We start from the raw sequence: 16307 nt of genomic DNA on the forward strand, positions 1-16307 counted from the left end.
TTATCCTTTCTATTCTTTTGTAGAGGGAGTATTATGAGGAGATTCTATCATAGGATAATGTATAGAGAGTAGATTATACACGCAAAGATATATCATTTGATATATACGCTCAAAACCCTCCATATCCTTATAAGTATAAGGGTCAGGAATATCCGCTCCTTTTAATCCAAATTCGCCAAGCTTTTTGACTTTTGCCTTATCAAAACCAAGTGCAAGCAAATCAGCATAATTGCTCTTATCAAGGGCGATAATCAAATCAAATTTTTCATCAGCATACGCACTTACGCGTCTCCCGCGTAAATCATCAATGCTAAATCCGTGTTCTTTAGCTATATAACGTGAGCCAGCACAGGGTTGCTCATCAATATGCCACCCGCTTGTCCCTGCAGAATCTATTTCTATATTAAGGTTATGTTGCTGTGCTATGTGTCGCGCTATACCTTGAGCTAAGGGTGAACGGCAAATATTGCCCAAACACACAAAAAGTATGCTCTGAATTGTAGAATCTTTCATAATACTGCCTTTGCATTGATAAAAAGATGAGTAGGTTTTGTAGCGTGGAGAATAAAATGTAGGGGCGATTGATTGGGGTGAGATTGATGAGTTTGAAATAAAGGTTGGCTAAATTCAAAAATGGCAAAATCTACATTTTTACCCTCGCTTAATGTGCCATTATTTAGCCCCAAAGTCTTTGCTCCATAGAGTGTGGCACTTAAAATCAATGATTTTGCAAGGGCAAGTATATCCTCTTGCGGATATGCATAAAGACTTGTGCGTAATTCATCAAGGAGATTGACATTATTATTCGAGCTTTTGCCATCTGTGCCAAGTGCAAGAGGGATTTTTTTATTTCGTAGAAGGGAGCGTGTGAAGAAAGCATTGTTTAAAAGGCGATTACTACGAGGGCAGGTAATGATAGAAGCTTGCAGAGATTCTATCATTTTTGCCTCTTCTTCCTTTATATAGAGGCAGTGTGTAAGTGAGAGTGGAGTGTCTCTAAGGGGGGAGAGCATATCTAAAAAACTTTGGGGTGAGTAAAAGCTTTGAGGATTCTCAATTTTAAAGAATCTTTGAAAAAATGTTTTAAAATATCCGCTATTTTGGGTAAGCCATTCTCGCTCGTGTGCGGATTCTAAAAAATGTGCTGAAAGGGGCAGTTTATCTTTGGTGGCTATGTCTATGAGTTTTTGTGCCATTATCGGGTGAAGTGAATAGGGTGAATGCAAGGCTATTGCTGGTATGAAAGTAGGGCTATGGAGAGATTTTGCACGTTCAAGACGCTCTAATATGTGAGCATAGAGAAAATCAATAGCACTTGGATTACTTCCTATGGCTTCATTAAAATACACTACACGTAAGGGACTTGAAGCAAGTGCGTTCATATCATTGCCATAGCTGCTTATCGCCCCTACACTTCCTACACCTGCATTTATTTGCTCATTTATGCCTTGTGTAAGCATAGATTCAAAATACGCATCTTCAATATTTAAGACTTCATCGCGCGAATCCATTAAGCTGTCAAGCCAAGTGCCAAAATCTCCATAACAAAATTGTGCTAAATGCGCACCAAATTCAAAATGTATATGAGCATTAATGAGTGCAGGAAGAAGAATGCCTTGAGAAAAAAAATGTGTTTTTGCATTAGGAAATTGTGAGCATAATGTATCGTATTCGCCTACAGCTAATATTTTATCCACATTTTCTTCAAAAGCAATCGCGCCATTATGCATAATAGAAAAATGTTTATCACATATAAATGCTTCTCTTGCCCCCCAAATATGCAACATTAGTTAGCCTTAGGAGCTTGTGCAATATTTATATCAAGTTTATTGTAAGGAATCTCAATGCCATTTTTATCAAGGTTTGTTTTGATAGATTCTAAAACTTTGCTTTGTGTATTTAGCACGCCATATTCAAGTTTCACCCAGAAACGAAGTGTAAAATTTAAAGAGCTTGCGCCAAGCTCAGTTAAGCCAATGAAATATTGCTGCTGCAAATCAACTTCAGGGGTGGATTGGAGCACTTCAATAATGATATTTTTTACAGATTCTATATCGCTTTCATACCCTACGCCAATGATAAGCTCAATGCGGCGTTGGTCGTTATAGGTAGTATTAATAATATTTGCAGTTGCCATATTGCTATTAGGAATAATGGCAAATTTTCCATCACTTAAGCGGAGATTGGTTGTAAAAAGATTGATAGCTTCAACATTACCAATCAAGCCACTCACTTCAATTAAATCTCCTTTTTTAAATGGGCGCAGAATAATAAGCACAATGCCGCTTGCAACTGATGAGAGAGAATCTTTAAGTCCCAGCGCAATCGCTACCCCTGCAGTGCCTAGCACAGCGATGATAGAGTTTGTTTGCACACCGATAGTGCCAAGTGCTGCGATAATCATCACAACAAGCAAAAGGACAAAAATCACTTGCCCAATGAATCGCGCAAGTATTTCATCTTGTTTTGCAATAGCTTTACGGATTTTGTTTGCTACAAAACGCGAGAGATAATAACCAATAATGAGGATAAGCGCAGCTTTTAAAAATCCAATGCTAAGCTGTTGTATTTGAGGAATAAAGTCTATGAAATAATGTTTGAGTTCTTGCATTATAGCTCCTTTGTATGAGGTGAGTAGAGTGTTTCGTTGCTTAAAAATGCTTCAATTTTACCATAAAGATTATGTTGATGATAAGGTGAAAACATATCATTTACTTTGTAGTGCGTATGGGGATTAAATACAAATAATTGAGCAATTTTGCCCTCTTGTAAAGCACCTTTATTTAGGTTTAGAATCTGCGCAGGCGTGTAACTTGTAAGTTGTGAAATAAGCGGAAGCGGAATATTATAAGCCTTGTGCAAATATGTATAGAGCAAAGAAAAATATATCTCAAGCGCATCTACGCCAAAACTTGCTAATTCAAAAACTTGGTCTTTTTTAGAGTTAAAATCCGCACATTGAAGACTTGTGAGCGTATTAATATGTCCATTTTGTAGCATTTCAATAAGTTTGTCTTGAGCATTTTTATCTACAAGTGGTGGGTTGAGCTTGGCTGCAGTATTGTAGTTTTCGCATAAAATTTCATTAAGGATTAAATGGTGTATTGAAGTTTGTGTGAAAAAATCAGCCTGTATGGGCGATAGATTCTCTTTAAAAGTTCGCAGTATGTCAAAGCTACGCGGATATACAAGTGTATCAAAAATAATTTTTATTGGCATATTTCTAAACATTTCAGCAATTTTAGCAACCTCTTTAGTTTGGCTGTATGCAGGTATAGAAGGAAGTCCAAGCGAAGCACTCAAAATTCCTTCATTCATTACGCCATCAGCCACAGACGAATCTTGACAAAAGCATATCAGTGGAATATCAAGCATTTGAGCGTATTGTGCAGTTTTCATCAAAATATGAGCATCTGTATCACTTCGTGCAAAGATTGCACATCCACCGCTATTATGCAAAGTGCTAATATCGCTTAATCTCCCCTCATTATTGAGTGGATTAATTGAGGGGAGTAGGTGAATAGGAGATTGTGTATTAAGGCTTTTAATAAGCTCAATAGAGCCATTTTCACTACAAGATGGAGTTGTGTGTGGGTAGAGCAAAATGCTTCCCACCCCTCCTTTAAGAGCTTTTTTTGCAAGCGAGAGGAGATTCTTGCGTGAGAGAGAAAGGCTTTTTGGCGCAACATTAAGGTCAATCATTGCAGGAAAGAGAAGCTTACCTTCTGCATCAAGTATTTTTTCATTAGGAAGTGGAGTAAGCGAACCAATCGCTGTGATGATTCCGTTTTCTGTGCGTAAATCACCCTCTCTTACGCCTTGATAATCACAAAGTGTTGCATTTTTGAAAAGCATTGTTTCCTCCTTAGAAACTCTATGGTATTAAAAAGTTGGTTTTTTGCATTATGATGAGTAGCCCGATGAAAACGAGCAACAAGCCTGAAATCACCTCCACGATGCGTAAAAATGGAGTGAGTTTTTTAAGAATCCTAAGTGCGCTTTGCACGAAGATTGCCACGAGTAAAAAGGCTAATCCTAATCCAGAACAATAACACAGCATAAGCCAAAGTGCGTGAGTTGGATTCAAAAGTGAGAGAGTAAGAATTGAGGTAAGAATAGGACCTACGCAAGGACTCCAGCCGATACTAAAGCCTATGCCAAGCACAAATGGCGCAAAAAAGCCAAAACGCGTATGATTGAGCTGAATATTTGCACTTTTATATAAGAGAGCAAATCGAAAGGGGAATAAAAAGTGGATTCCAAAAAGAATAATAATACCTCCAGCAATATAGCGCACAAATGGGTGAGAGAAAAACGTGCTAAGTGTGCTTGAGGTAAAAAGTGCGAGTGCAATAAAAACAAGTGAGAATCCAGCGATAAAAAGCAATGCAGTGTAAATAATGCGCCATTTATGAAATTTGCCTCTATCCTCTAAATACTTGATTTCCACGCCAGAGATATATGAGATGTATGGGGGGAGGAGGGGCAGAATGCAAGGGCTTAAAAATGTAAGAATACCAGCGATAAAGCTCGCCCCAAAAGGCATAGATTCATAAAATGATATGAGCGCGTCATCAAAAATCACTGCTATCCTTTGCTTGAGTAGAGAGGCATTATATCTAAGCCACGATAATATTTTCACAAAATACACAAAAAAGCATAATTTTGTTATATAATTTGAACCTTTTATTTTTATCGCAATATGTGAAATACGGGAAAAGGATAGCATTGTTATGGATAAGATGAATAAAAATAACGCACAAGATTCTAAAAATTTGCAAGATTTAAACGTGCAAGAGACGGAGCAAAAAGACGAAAAGAGTTTTGAATCTTTCAAGCTAAAAGACTTTGTGTTAAAGGGCATCAAAGAGGCAGGATTCACTACGCCTAGTCCGGTGCAAGAGCAAAGCATACCAATTGTTTTGCGGGGTAAGGATTTAGTAGCACAGGCACAAACAGGCACGGGTAAGACGGCGGCGTTTGCTATTCCTATTTTGAATGCGCTAAGTCATAGTAAAGATGTTGAAGCACTTATTATCACGCCCACGAGGGAGCTTGCTATGCAAATTAGTGAGGAGATTCTAAAGCTTGGGCGATTTGGGCGGATTAAAACCATTTGTATGTATGGCGGACAAAGTATCAAGCGACAATGTGAGTTACTCGAAAAAAAACCCAAAGTGATGATAGCTACACCCGGAAGACTGCTAGACCATCTCAAAAATGGCAGAATCCCCAACTTTATGCCTAAGATTGTCGTGCTTGATGAAAGTGATGAAATGCTTGATATGGGTTTCTTGGAGGATATTGAGGAGATTTTGACATTCTTACCAAATACGCGCCAGACTTTGCTTTTTTCAGCAACTATGCCAGAGCCGATTAAGGCACTCGCTATGCGGATTTTAGATGAACCGGCTTTTGTGAAAATTACACCAACAGATATTACAAATAAGGATATTGAGCAACAATACTATATTATTAATGAGTATGAGCGCGATGATGCGATTGTGCGCTTAATGGACACACAAAATCCTACAAAGAGTATTATTTTCACGCGTATGAAAAAGGAGGCAGATGCGCTCTCGCAAAGACTTACAAGTCGTGGGTTCAAAGTCGCTACATTACACGGAGATATGGAGCAGTGGGAGAGACGCGAGAGTATGAAAGCTTTTAAAGAAAAGCGCATTGAAATTCTTGTCGCTACCGATGTAGCTTCGCGTGGGTTGGATATTAGCGATGTAAGCCACGTGTTTAACTACCATATTCCCTTAAATCCCGAAAGCTATGTGCATCGTATCGGGCGAACCGGGCGCGCAGGAAAGAAAGGCGTGGCTATCACCCTTGCTACACCGCTTGAATACAAGGATTTGAGTAAGATCAAACAAATCACAAAAGCAGAGCTGACATTGTGTGAAATTGAGCAAGAATATAGTGATGATGCGTTTTCACAAGAGCTTTCACAGATAAAAATTAGCGATAAATCATTGATGATTTATGAAAAGCTCAAGGATAAAATAGACACGACACAGCTTTGTTTGAAGCTTATTTCTCTGCATTTGGAGAAAAATACCAATGCAAAAATAGGATTTAGTAAAGAGCAGGTTGCAGGGTTGCAGCTGCAAAATGAATCACATTCACATAAAAAATCAAAACCCAATAATAAAAGAGCGCAAAATGCAAAAGGACAAAGGCAAAAAACACACAATAACAAGGACAATAAGGGCGGTAAAGGTGGAGGCAAAAAGCAACGATACGATGATATTGATAGAAGCCAACCCTATACAAGCAGTATTTGGGGATAAAGTGCGAGTATTTAAGAGACTTACGCCACTTATGATGGGTTTTTGCCTTTATGCACAAGGACTTGACTTCTCCACCGCGCCAATTTTGAGTGATAATAGCACCTTTGGGGCAGTGAGTATTGGTGGGGTACAAACCACGATTACACACCAAAGCGGGGAAATGCAGAATTTTAAAGACTATAAGGATACACGCAATGCGGTTATTTTTGGGCTAAAGCGTGGTTTTATGTTTTTAGATTCAAAAACGCTTTTGCTGAATGCGTGGATTGACGGACGAGCCGGGCAGGAAAAGAAAAATGGACTTTATGCGTTTTCTTTGGGGGCACAAGTGGGGTATAGATTTTTTAATGGGCGTATGATAGGACTGATTGGCGGTGGCTTTGAGATGAGTAATCTCGCTACCCCCGAGCCCAAGGAGCAGTATAATATCTATGGTGGCGTAGCTCGAGCAGAGCTATTTTTTGACATAGCAAAAGGCTATGGGCTAAGTGTAGGCTATACGCAGGGCTTTAATTATCGCAGCAAAAAGCTTATTAACGAGCGTTTTGATACTTCAAGCATTATGATAAGTATAAGCTATTATGATTTTAGTATATAGTTATTCTTAAGACACTTTTAAAGCAATGCTTTGCGATTAATTTTATCGTGGCAAGGATATACCTTGCCACTGAAATAACTCTAAAATTAAGATTCTAAAAACAAATTTTACACAGCAGATTCTGGAATCCGCTGTGTAAAACCTTACTTTAGCTTTCTTAAAACTTTTAAAATCCATTCTGCAACATTTGTAATTTGTTTTTTTGTAAATTGGCAATTTTTGAAAAGCTTATTTCCAAAAGCTATCTTTTTCTTAAGGAAATCCAATGCCTATAAACATTGCCAAAAGAGCGATAAAGTTTGCTTACAAGCATAGTCCAATGTTTCTCAAAACAACAACGCGCAAACTTACCAATGTTGATGGATTCTATACGCAAAAATTCCAAAATCACATCAATTCTATCATCAATCTTAGCACACCAATCACAGACAAGGCTTTGCAAAAGCAGATTCTCAAACATTACTTACAGATTGTAGAAATTGAAATTGCAAGTTTTTGTAATCGCACTTGCTGGTTTTGTCCAAATTCGCACATTGATAGGAAAAGCGCAAGCATTCAACTGCCCGAACAAACATTTCTTAAAATCATTGAGAATCTTGCTGAAATTGATTATGATAAATCCCTTAATTTTCATAGATTTAACGAGCCATTAGCCAATCGTGAGCTGATACTTAAGCGCGTAACACAAGCACGAAAACTTTTGCCAAAGGCGAAATTTACGATTTTCACAAATGGTGACTATGCGCAAAGAGAGTATTTTGAAGCATTACAAGATGCGGGAGTAAATAATATATTGATGTCATATTATTATGGCAAAAATCAAAGCTTTGATAAGCAAAAAGTGATTATCCCAGCAATGAAAAAAATGTCTCATAAACTTGGGTTACCTTATGAAGTCATAAATGACACTATGCAAGAATATCGTGTGCGTTTTTGTTTATCAAATCTCAACATTGAATATCGCACTTGGAATCCACAAATAATAGGAAAATCACGGGGAGGGAGTGTGGAGCTATTGAAGCAAAAAAGGATTATAGATTCTGGCTGTTTTCATACGGCAATGAGATTTTATGTGGATTATAATGGTTTGGTAATGCCTTGTTGTAATACACGAAGTGATGAGCCACTTCATAAAGATTTTATACTTGGAGATTGCAATACGCAGGATTTATTTGAAATATTTTTTGCTCAAAAATCTAGCATTTTACGCAGAGAATTATTCTCTAATGATTATTGCGCACATTCTTTTTATGCAGATTCTATTTCCAAAATCTGCTCTGACTGCACTGATAGGGAAAGGGAATCATTTTTTAATCTCTAAAACTTTTTCCGCTTTAAATCTCTACTTTGATAAGAAAATAGAGCGAGATAATTTTGGGCTTATATTTCCACACGGGTTTTGCATTTAAGGCACTCACGCACTTGTTTTTTGCGGTATTCACGCTCACACATCGCCCCACCACAAGCCTCGCATTTTTGCGCGATAGGTTGAAATTTTGATATAAAGGTGCATTTAGGATAATTCTTACAGCCAAAAAACGCTCCTCTGCGGCTAAATCGCTGCACGATTTCCCCTCCGCATTCCGGACAAGCCACGCCCTCTACGCTTTTTGGAGCAGCTTTATTTTGCAGCGACTTTGTGTTTTTGCATTTTGGATAGCCACTACACGCGATAAATTCGCCATTTCTGCCGTGCTTTTTCACCATTGGTTTGCCACATTTTTCGCACACGCCAAAATCTTCAGGGCTTGAATCCGCGTCATTTTCCGCTGATTCTTGAGGTTTAATGTATTTGCATTTTGGATAGCCACTACACGCGACAAACATACCATATCGGCTTTGCCTTTGCACAAGCTCCTTGCCACATTGCGGACACATTTCGCCTGTGGGGAGTGCGACTTTTTGGGAGGCAATATCTTTTTTGCCAGATTCTATTTTTTTCATAAATGGCTCATAAAAATCCCAAAGCATAACCTCCCAATCAATCTTTTTTTGGGCTATATCATCAAGCTTATCTTCAAGTCCCGCGCTAAAATGTGAATCTACAATCTCATTAAAATGCGCCTCAAGCATACTTGTTACCTTAAAGGCACTCTCTTGTGGCACGAGCTGCTTTTTCTCTACATTGACATATTCTCGCGCTACGAGCAGGGCGATTGTAGGTGCATAGGTGCTAGGACGCCCAATGCCTAAAGATTCCATACTTTTAATAATACTCGCCTCGCTGTATCGTGCTGGGGCTTCGGTGGATTTCTTTGTTGAAGTGAGTTTTTTTAACACAACATCTTCGCCCTCCGTGCAAGGCGGCAAAAGCTTATCTTTATCATCGCTACCTAGAATCTTATAAAACCCATCGAAGACAAGTCGCCGCCCACTTGCTTTAAACTCTATTTTCTTTTTACCTTTTGCCGCAAAGATAATGCTTTGAGTTTCAAACTCCGCATCTTGGCTTTGAGAGGCAAGGAAGCGATTGTAAATAAGCGTATAAAGCTTAATCTCATCGGGCTTCAAGAAGCCTTTGGCAAGTTCTGGTGTGAAGTCAAGATTGGTCGGGCGTATGGCTTCGTGCGCCTCTTGTGCAGATTTTGACTTAGTCGTGTAGTTTTTAGGTTTAGGAGGCAGATATGCTTTACCATATTTTTGGGTAATGAGCTTTCGCGCAGCCTCTTGAGCCTCTTTAGCAATATTAAGGCTATCTGTCCGCATATATGTGATAATCCCCATAGTCCCAAAGCTTGTATTCACGCCCTCATAGAGCCTTTGAGCGATACTCATCGTGCGGCTTGGCGAGTAGCCGAGCAAACTTGAAGCACTTTGCTGCAGTGTGGAAGTCATAAATGGCGGGGGCGTGGGGGATTTTTTGGCTTTTTTGCTAATTTCTTGGATATAGAATTGCTCACTTTGAATCTGTGTAAGCATTTCTTCTACTTTCTTAGAATCTTGCAAAGAGAGCTTTTCTAGCTTTTTCTCATAAGTGATAAGTTCGGATTCTATACCATTGCACTCCGCGCTTACCACATAATAAATCGTAGGCTTAAAGGCTTGAATCTCACGCTCTCTATCAACAAGAATCTTCAATGCCGCGCTCTGCACGCGCCCAGCTGATAGTCCCCGCTGAATCTTAGACGCCATAAGTTGTGAGAGCTTAAAGCCTACGATTCTATCAAGCAATCGCCGCGCTTGTTGCGCATTGACTTTATCCATATCAATGACGCGAGGATTCTCTAAAGAATGGGTAATGGCATTTTTTGTAATCTCGTGAAATACGATTCGTGGAAACTCATCATAAGGGCGATTGAGGGCTTGAGTGATGTGATAGCCTATCGCCTCTCCCTCTCTATCCTCATCGGTTGCGATATATGTAGTCTTTGCCTTTTTACTTGCATTCTGAATCTTCTCTACAATCTCTTTATGGTCTTTGTCTATATTGTATTGAGGCTGGAAGTGCTGCTCTTCAACTACTATGCCAAAGCTATGCTTTGGTAAGTCGCGTATATGCCCCTTAGAGGCTATCACTTCATATTTGTTTCCTAAAAAATTTTTGATTGTTTTTGCTTTTGCTGGTGATTCTACGATGATTAAATCTTTCATATTTACCCTTTTTAACCGCTTCTCTTTGTTTTTAAAAGTTTAGCACAGATTCTAAATATATCATTCATATTTTGCGCCATTTTTGCGGGTATTTAAATAAGTAAGTGCGTGTATAAAAAATGGAATATCTTTTGCTTTATCGGCACAAACGAAATAAAGTTTAGCAAAGGATGCAAAATGAGTTTTAGGATAAACACAAACATCTCCGCCCTTACTGCCCACACCATTGGTGTGCAAAACAATAGAAGCCTCCATAATTCGCTTGAAAAGTTAAGCTCGGGCTTACGACTGAATAAAGCTGCCGATGATGCCTCTGGTATGGCAATTGCTGATAGTTTGAGAAGCCAAAGCGAAGGTTTGGGACAGGCTGTGAGAAATGCCAATGACGCTATTGGTATTATACAAGTTGCCGATAAAGCAATGGACGAGCAGCTTAAAATCTTAGATACGATTAAGACAAAGGCAATTCAAGCAGCGCAAGACGGGCAAAGCACCGAGACAAGAAAGGCTTTGCAGAGTGATATTATCCGCCTTTTAGAAGAACTTGATAATATTGCTAATACCACAAGCTACAACGGACAACAAATGCTTTCTGGTGCATTTTCTAATAAAGAATTTCAAATCGGTGCGTATTCAAATACCACGGTGAAAGCTTCTATTGGTCCTACAAGCTCGGATAAAATCGGGCACGTGCGTATGGAAAGCGGCTCATTTGCTGGTGAGGGTATGCTTGCTTCTGGCGCGGCTTCAAACCTTACAGAGGTGATGTTGAAGTTTCGTCAAGTCGATGGAAAGCACGATTATGACACTGAAACCGTTAAAATTTCTACATCTGCGGGAACAGGTATTGGTGTCCTAACCGAAGTAATTAATAAATACTCCGATACACTTGGGGTGCGTGCGGCGTGGCAAGTTATGGCGACAGGCGATGTGCCGGTGCTTTCTGGAACGGTGAGGGGCTTGGTGATAAATGGCGTAACTATTGGGAATGTCAATGATGTGCGCAAAAACGATTCCGATGGACGCTTGCTTAATGCGATTAATACCATTAAAGAACGCACAGGGGTTGAAGCCTACACTGATATTACAGGGCGTATGAATGTAAGAAGTTTAGATGGACGCGCTATTTCTATCCAAACAGAGGGTGATAGTGGCAAAGTGTTTGGTGGCGGAAACTTTGCGGGGATTTCAGGGACTGAACACGCTATTATTGGGCGTTTAACGCTTATTCGCACAGACGCAAGAGATATTATTGTGAGTGGTGTGAATTTTAGCCACATTGGTTTCCACTCTTCACAAGGTATTGCTGAATATACTGCAAATCTCCGCTATGTTCGTGGCGAAATGGATGCTAATATAGCCTCTGCTTGTGGAGCTAACCCAAATGTCGCTCAAGCCAATCTTCACTTTGATGGTATTGGTGCTGGGGTTACAAGCCTTAGAGGTGCTATGGTGGTTATGGATATGGCAGAATCTGCACGGATTCAGCTTGACAAACTTCGTGCAGACCTTGGTTCGGCACAAATGCAGCTTGTCGCTACAATCAACAATGTCTCCGTTACACAAGTTAATGTCAAAGCTGCTGAATCTCAAATCCGCGATGTGGATTTCGCCGCAGAATCAGCGACATTCTCTAAGCATAATGTTTTGGCACAAAGCGGTAGCTTTGCAATGGCACAAGCAAATGCCGTGCAACAAAATGTGCTTAGACTACTTCAATAAGCAAAGTGCTTAAGTCTAGTTGCATAAAGTTTGTAGAGTATGCAAGATTTTTTCTCTCTCAATCTCTCTGCATTGGCGGTGCGTTCGCCCGCTCTTGCATTAAAGCTTAATAAATTTAAGCCAAATATGCACTATGAAGTCTTTGTCGGTAATGATCCTTTGAATATCAACATTATCGATAAACGCAGTAATACCCCGCTTTTTACACAGAATCCGCTTGATGAGATAAATGATAAAATTCGTGCTTTTAGTGGCTATTCTCACTACCCCTATTTGTATTTTTTTGGGCTAGGCAATGGTGTGTTTTATAAGATTCTCTTGCAGAATGAGCTTTTAAAACGTGTCGTGGTGCTCGAGCCAGAGCTTGAAATACTCTTTATCGCCCTGCATTTTATGGACTTTAGTAAGGAGATTTTAGAGAAACGTATTGTGTTTTTGATGGTTGGAGAATGCGATTTTGCGCATATTGATGCGCTCTTTGCTACAAATCGTGATGCTAAAATCTATTCAAAGCTCTATGATTTACATCTTTTTAATGCCTACTATAATGCATATAGTGAGCTTTATATCAGCATAAATACACTTTTTATCCGCGCGATAGAACACAGCGTTGTGAGCGTGGGTAATGATAGCAAGGATTCTATTATTGGTATATCTCATCACGTGCAGAATCTCCCAGATGTAGTAAAATCCCCAACTTTGCTTGAGCTACTCTCACATCTTAAGGGTAGGGATACCGCTATCATTGTAGCCACCGGTCCTAGCCTGAGTAAGCAGATTCCACTCCTTAAGCAGATTCAAGACTATGCAACGATTTTTTGCATTGATGCCTCCTTTCCAATCCTCGCAAAAGAGGGCATTAAACCCGATCTTGTGTTTTCGCTTGAACGCGTGGATTTGACGGCGAAATTCTATGAGGATACGCCAAAGGAGGCGCATAAAGATGTAATTTTTGCGATTACCTCTATCGTGCATAAACGTTTAAAAGATGCGCTTAAAGGCGATGTAGTGCAGTATTCCCTGCGCCCATTTGGCTATACAAATTATTTTAAAATCCCAGAATATGGCTACATAGGTATTGGTATGAGTGCGGCAAATATGGCGTATGAACTTATCGTGCATTCAAGATTCAAACGTTGCATTATCATCGGGCAGGATTTAGCTTTTGGCGAGGACGGCACTTCTCACGCAAAAAATGCAGTATATGGTGCGAATGAGATTAGCCCAGAAAAAATGGAGGAAAAAGGACAAAAAATCTTGGTAGAGAAATATGGCGGGGGTGGAATGGTAGAATCTACTAAGGTATGGAAGTTATTTTTAAGTTTTTATGAGCGTGATATTGCCAATACGCCTTATCCTATCGAGGTTATTAATTCCACAGAGGGTGGAGCGCGGATACACGGCACAAAGGAGATTCCGTTCAAAGAAGCGATTAAGCTTATCGATACAACGCACAAAAAAAAGCCTATTCAGCTTAAATATCCTACTGCTCAAGAATCTCAAGCGAATTTAGAAAAGGTGCGGCAAAAGGCACAAGAGTGGATTGATTTGGGATTGAAAGATAAGGCATTTGTCGAGGAAGTCTTTTTAGAAGTCGCTGCACTCACGGAGAGGCTAGAGCTACTCAACACGGAAGGTAGGTTAGAGGAGCTTAAAGAAGAAGAGCTACAAGAATGTATTGATAGAATCCAAAAAGTGAAAGATTTGTTTAGTGAGACGAGATTTAGAGAATGTTTTATGGACGCGATACAATCATATATATTTCATCAAGAAATGGATATAGCGCGTTTGCTTGTGAAGCCGACAAACACCCACGAGGCGAAACTTATCAAGCAAACAGAGCTAATCTATGCGCATAAATACTGGCTATTTTCATTAGCGGGTGGTATGGATGTGGTGATTGAAGTTGTAAAAAAAGCATTAGAAACGTGGGAAGAATAGGGTGCGAAAGGGGTTTAGATTTAATAAGGCGTTGAAACTCCTATAAAATGCTTTATGTTGAATGGATTTTAAAAGATAATCCTTTGAAAATTTCTCATTGCGTTTAAATTCTAAAGCACAATGTTTATCTTAGAAACTTATATCTTTACTCGTGTCGCAGGGCATCAATGGGATTAAGTCTTGAGGCGCGTTTAGCGGGGATATACCCAAACAAAACCCCAATAAATGCCGAAAACACAAAAGCGATAATTGCGGTTGGCACATCAAAAATAAATGGAATCTCCATAGAATGACTTAAGCCAAGTGAGGCAAAAAAAGCCCATATAATACCAATAATCCCACCGAGCGAACTAAGGGTGATGGATTCAATCAAAAATTGTAGCAGCACTTCGCTTTGGAGAGCACCAATCGCCATACGCGTGCCAATCTCCCTCGTGCGCTCGGTTACTGAAACAAGCATAATATTCATAATACCAATGCCCCCCACAATCAAGCTTACCCCGGCAATCATACCTAAAAATGCAGTGAGTCTTTTGGTAGATGAAGTGAGAATCTCGCTAATTTGCTTTGTATCCATAACCTCAAATGAGTCTCGCTCACCGTCGCGGACATTGCGCACCTCACGCAAAGAATTTGTGAGCGCGGGTAGTATCTCGCTAGAATCTACACTGTCTTTTGTGCGTAGCATAAGGCGATTGATATAAAATAATGTATTATTCCCCGATACAGAACGCAAAAAGGTTTTAAGCGGTAATAAAATCATATCATCTTGGTCGTTTCCCATACCGCCTTGCCCTTTAGATTCTAAAACACCTATACATTCACATACAATGCTATTTATGCGGATTCTCTTGCCGAGGGGATTCTCTTGTATAAAAAGATTTTTACGCACAGATTCACCAATGAGACAGACATTGCTCCCCACGCGGTACTCATTGTCTTCAAAGATTCTCCCCTCACTACTTTCCCATTGTGTTACCTCAAAAAACGCCGCATTTATGCCCTGCACTTGCGTGGAGGTATTTTGTGCTTGATATTGTAGCGTTACAGAACTTTGCGCAATAGGGGCTAATGCCTGTATATATTCTTGCGTGAGCGAGTAGAGATTTTGTGCCTCTTGTAGGCTAAAATTACGGCGGAGATTTGTACCACTTGGATTCATTGCGCGTGCGGGAAAGACAAGCAGGAGATTGCTACCGAGTGAGGAGATTCTATCTCCTATCATCTTTGTTGTGCCATTTCCTAGGCTAATCATCACAATGACCGCACCCACGCCGATAATGATACCAAGCATTGTTAAAAACGCACGCAAAAAATTGCGTCTAATCTGCCTTAGTGCGAGTATGAAAGCATTGAGTATCATTGTATTTCTCCTGCTGTGCTTAGAGTATTTTTAGAATCTTCGCCCTCTTTGTCATATGTGCTGTTATTATTTTGATTATTTTCACTTTGGCTTATATGTGCTATGGGGCTCTCATCATTAATTAATCGTCCGTCCAAGCAGTGCAATTCTCTGTTTGCGTATTGCGCCATATCTGGTTCGTGTGTTACCATTAGAATTGTAATACCAAGATTTTGATTTAAATCCTGTAAAATCTCCATAATTTCCACGCTTCGCTTTGTGTCAAGATTTCCCGTTGGCTCATCAGCAAGAAGAAAAAGTGGCTCTGAAGCAATTGCTCGTGCAATTGCTACGCGTTGCTGCTGTCCTCCGCTTAGCTTTGCGCTCGTGTGTGTAGCCCATTGTTTTAACCCCACTTTCTCAAGTGCGTTGAGTGCTATCGCTTCACGTTCTGCCTTTTTGATGCCTCGATACATTAGTGGTAGCTCGACATTTTCAAGTGCGGTGGTTCTTGCAAGGAGGTTGAATCCTTGAAAAATAAAGCCAATGTAGTTTCGACGCAAGAGGGCGCGTTGATTTTGAGTAAGTTTAAACACATCAATATCACAAAACAAATATTCTCCGCTCGTGCCCACATCAAGTGTGCCGAGTATATTTGCAAGACTTGATTTACCCGAGCCACTCGGTCCCATTAGTGCGACAAACTCACCCTTATTAATACGCAAATCTATGCCTTTTAGTGCCTCAAATGCACCCTCGCCCTTACCATAAGTCTTATGCACATTTTTTAAAATGATAAAATCTTCCATTAATA

13 protein-coding genes are annotated in these 16307 nt (G+C 39.8%); 5 read left to right on the top strand and 8 right to left on the bottom strand.

From position 1 onward, the window contains the following. Window positions 1-9: 9 nt before the first annotated feature. The 5 genes from LS67_RS03395 to LS67_RS03415 are packed head-to-tail and all read right to left on the bottom strand — an operon-like array spanning window position 10 to window position 4585. On the bottom strand, window positions 10-513 hold the full coding sequence (locus LS67_RS03395) for a low molecular weight protein-tyrosine-phosphatase (RefSeq protein ID WP_034325693.1): 504 nt from the start codon (window positions 511-513) through the stop codon (window positions 10-12). Next, window positions 510-1787, bottom strand: coding sequence for an aminofutalosine deaminase family hydrolase (gene mqnF / locus LS67_RS03400; protein WP_034325696.1), 1278 nt, complete (start codon window positions 1785-1787; stop codon window positions 510-512). Before mqnF ends, LS67_RS03395 begins: the two co-directional genes overlap by 4 nt. Further along, a complete protein-coding gene (gene mscS, locus LS67_RS03405) occupies window positions 1787-2611 on the bottom strand; it encodes a small-conductance mechanosensitive channel MscS (RefSeq protein WP_034325697.1) in 825 nt (274 codons plus the stop codon). Before mscS ends, mqnF begins: the two co-directional genes overlap by 1 nt. After that, on the bottom strand, window positions 2611-3855 hold the full coding sequence (locus tag LS67_RS03410; protein ID WP_034325699.1) for a metal-dependent hydrolase: 1245 nt from the start codon (window positions 3853-3855) through the stop codon (window positions 2611-2613). Before LS67_RS03410 ends, mscS begins: the two co-directional genes overlap by 1 nt. A 19-nt stretch (window positions 3856-3874) precedes the next feature. Further along, window positions 3875-4585, bottom strand: a complete 711-nt coding sequence (locus tag LS67_RS03415) for a cytochrome c biogenesis CcdA family protein (RefSeq protein ID WP_231944729.1) — start codon at window positions 4583-4585, stop codon at window positions 3875-3877. A 157-nt stretch (window positions 4586-4742) separates the two neighbouring features. On the opposite strand from LS67_RS03415, the gene LS67_RS03420 reads away from it, so the two are divergent. The 3 genes from LS67_RS03420 to LS67_RS03430 all read left to right on the top strand — a co-directional run bounded on the left by LS67_RS03420 (window position 4743) and on the right by LS67_RS03430 (window position 8218). Continuing rightward, window positions 4743-6299 carry a DEAD/DEAH box helicase gene (locus LS67_RS03420; RefSeq protein WP_081953897.1) on the top strand — a complete coding sequence of 519 codons (1557 nt, stop codon included), beginning with the start codon at window positions 4743-4745 and terminating at the stop codon, window positions 6297-6299. Beyond that, on the top strand, window positions 6229-6897 hold the full coding sequence (locus LS67_RS03425) for a hypothetical protein (protein WP_231944728.1): 669 nt from the start codon (window positions 6229-6231) through the stop codon (window positions 6895-6897). The genes LS67_RS03420 and LS67_RS03425 overlap by 71 nt, the downstream gene beginning before the upstream one ends. Before the next feature lie 265 nt (window positions 6898-7162). Further along, window positions 7163-8218, top strand: coding sequence for a radical SAM/SPASM domain-containing protein (locus LS67_RS03430; RefSeq protein ID WP_173644077.1), 1056 nt, complete (start codon window positions 7163-7165; stop codon window positions 8216-8218). Between the two features lie 59 nt (window positions 8219-8277). Here LS67_RS03430 and topA read toward each other — a convergent pair whose 3' ends face one another. Then, entirely contained in the window at window positions 8278-10488 is a 2211-nt protein-coding gene (gene topA, locus LS67_RS03435; protein WP_034325702.1) for a type I DNA topoisomerase, read from the bottom strand. A gap of 177 nt (window positions 10489-10665) precedes the next feature. Here topA and LS67_RS03440 point away from each other — a divergent pair, with 177 nt between their 5' ends. Both LS67_RS03440 and LS67_RS03445 read left to right on the top strand, forming a co-directional pair. Continuing rightward, on the top strand, window positions 10666-12210 hold the full coding sequence (locus LS67_RS03440) for a flagellin B (RefSeq protein ID WP_034325704.1): 1545 nt from the start codon (window positions 10666-10668) through the stop codon (window positions 12208-12210). A gap of 39 nt (window positions 12211-12249) precedes the next feature. Further along, window positions 12250-14151, top strand: a complete 1902-nt coding sequence (locus LS67_RS03445) for a motility associated factor glycosyltransferase family protein (protein WP_034325706.1) — start codon at window positions 12250-12252, stop codon at window positions 14149-14151. Window positions 14152-14296: 145 nt separating this feature from the next. Here LS67_RS03445 and LS67_RS03450 read toward each other — a convergent pair whose 3' ends face one another. Together LS67_RS03450 and LS67_RS03455 are read right to left on the bottom strand one after the other, a co-directional pair. Beyond that, window positions 14297-15514 (bottom strand): ABC transporter permease, encoded by a 1218-nt coding sequence (locus tag LS67_RS03450; RefSeq protein ID WP_034325708.1) that lies wholly within the window; start codon window positions 15512-15514, stop codon window positions 14297-14299. Further along, entirely contained in the window at window positions 15511-16302 is a 792-nt protein-coding gene (locus LS67_RS03455) for an ABC transporter ATP-binding protein (RefSeq protein ID WP_034325711.1), read from the bottom strand. Before LS67_RS03455 ends, LS67_RS03450 begins: the two co-directional genes overlap by 4 nt. Window positions 16303-16307: the final 5 nt, after the last annotated feature.

This window comes from Helicobacter sp. MIT 03-1616 (assembly GCF_000765685.2).
Classification (GTDB): domain Bacteria; phylum Campylobacterota; class Campylobacteria; order Campylobacterales; family Helicobacteraceae; genus Helicobacter_C; species Helicobacter_C typhlonius.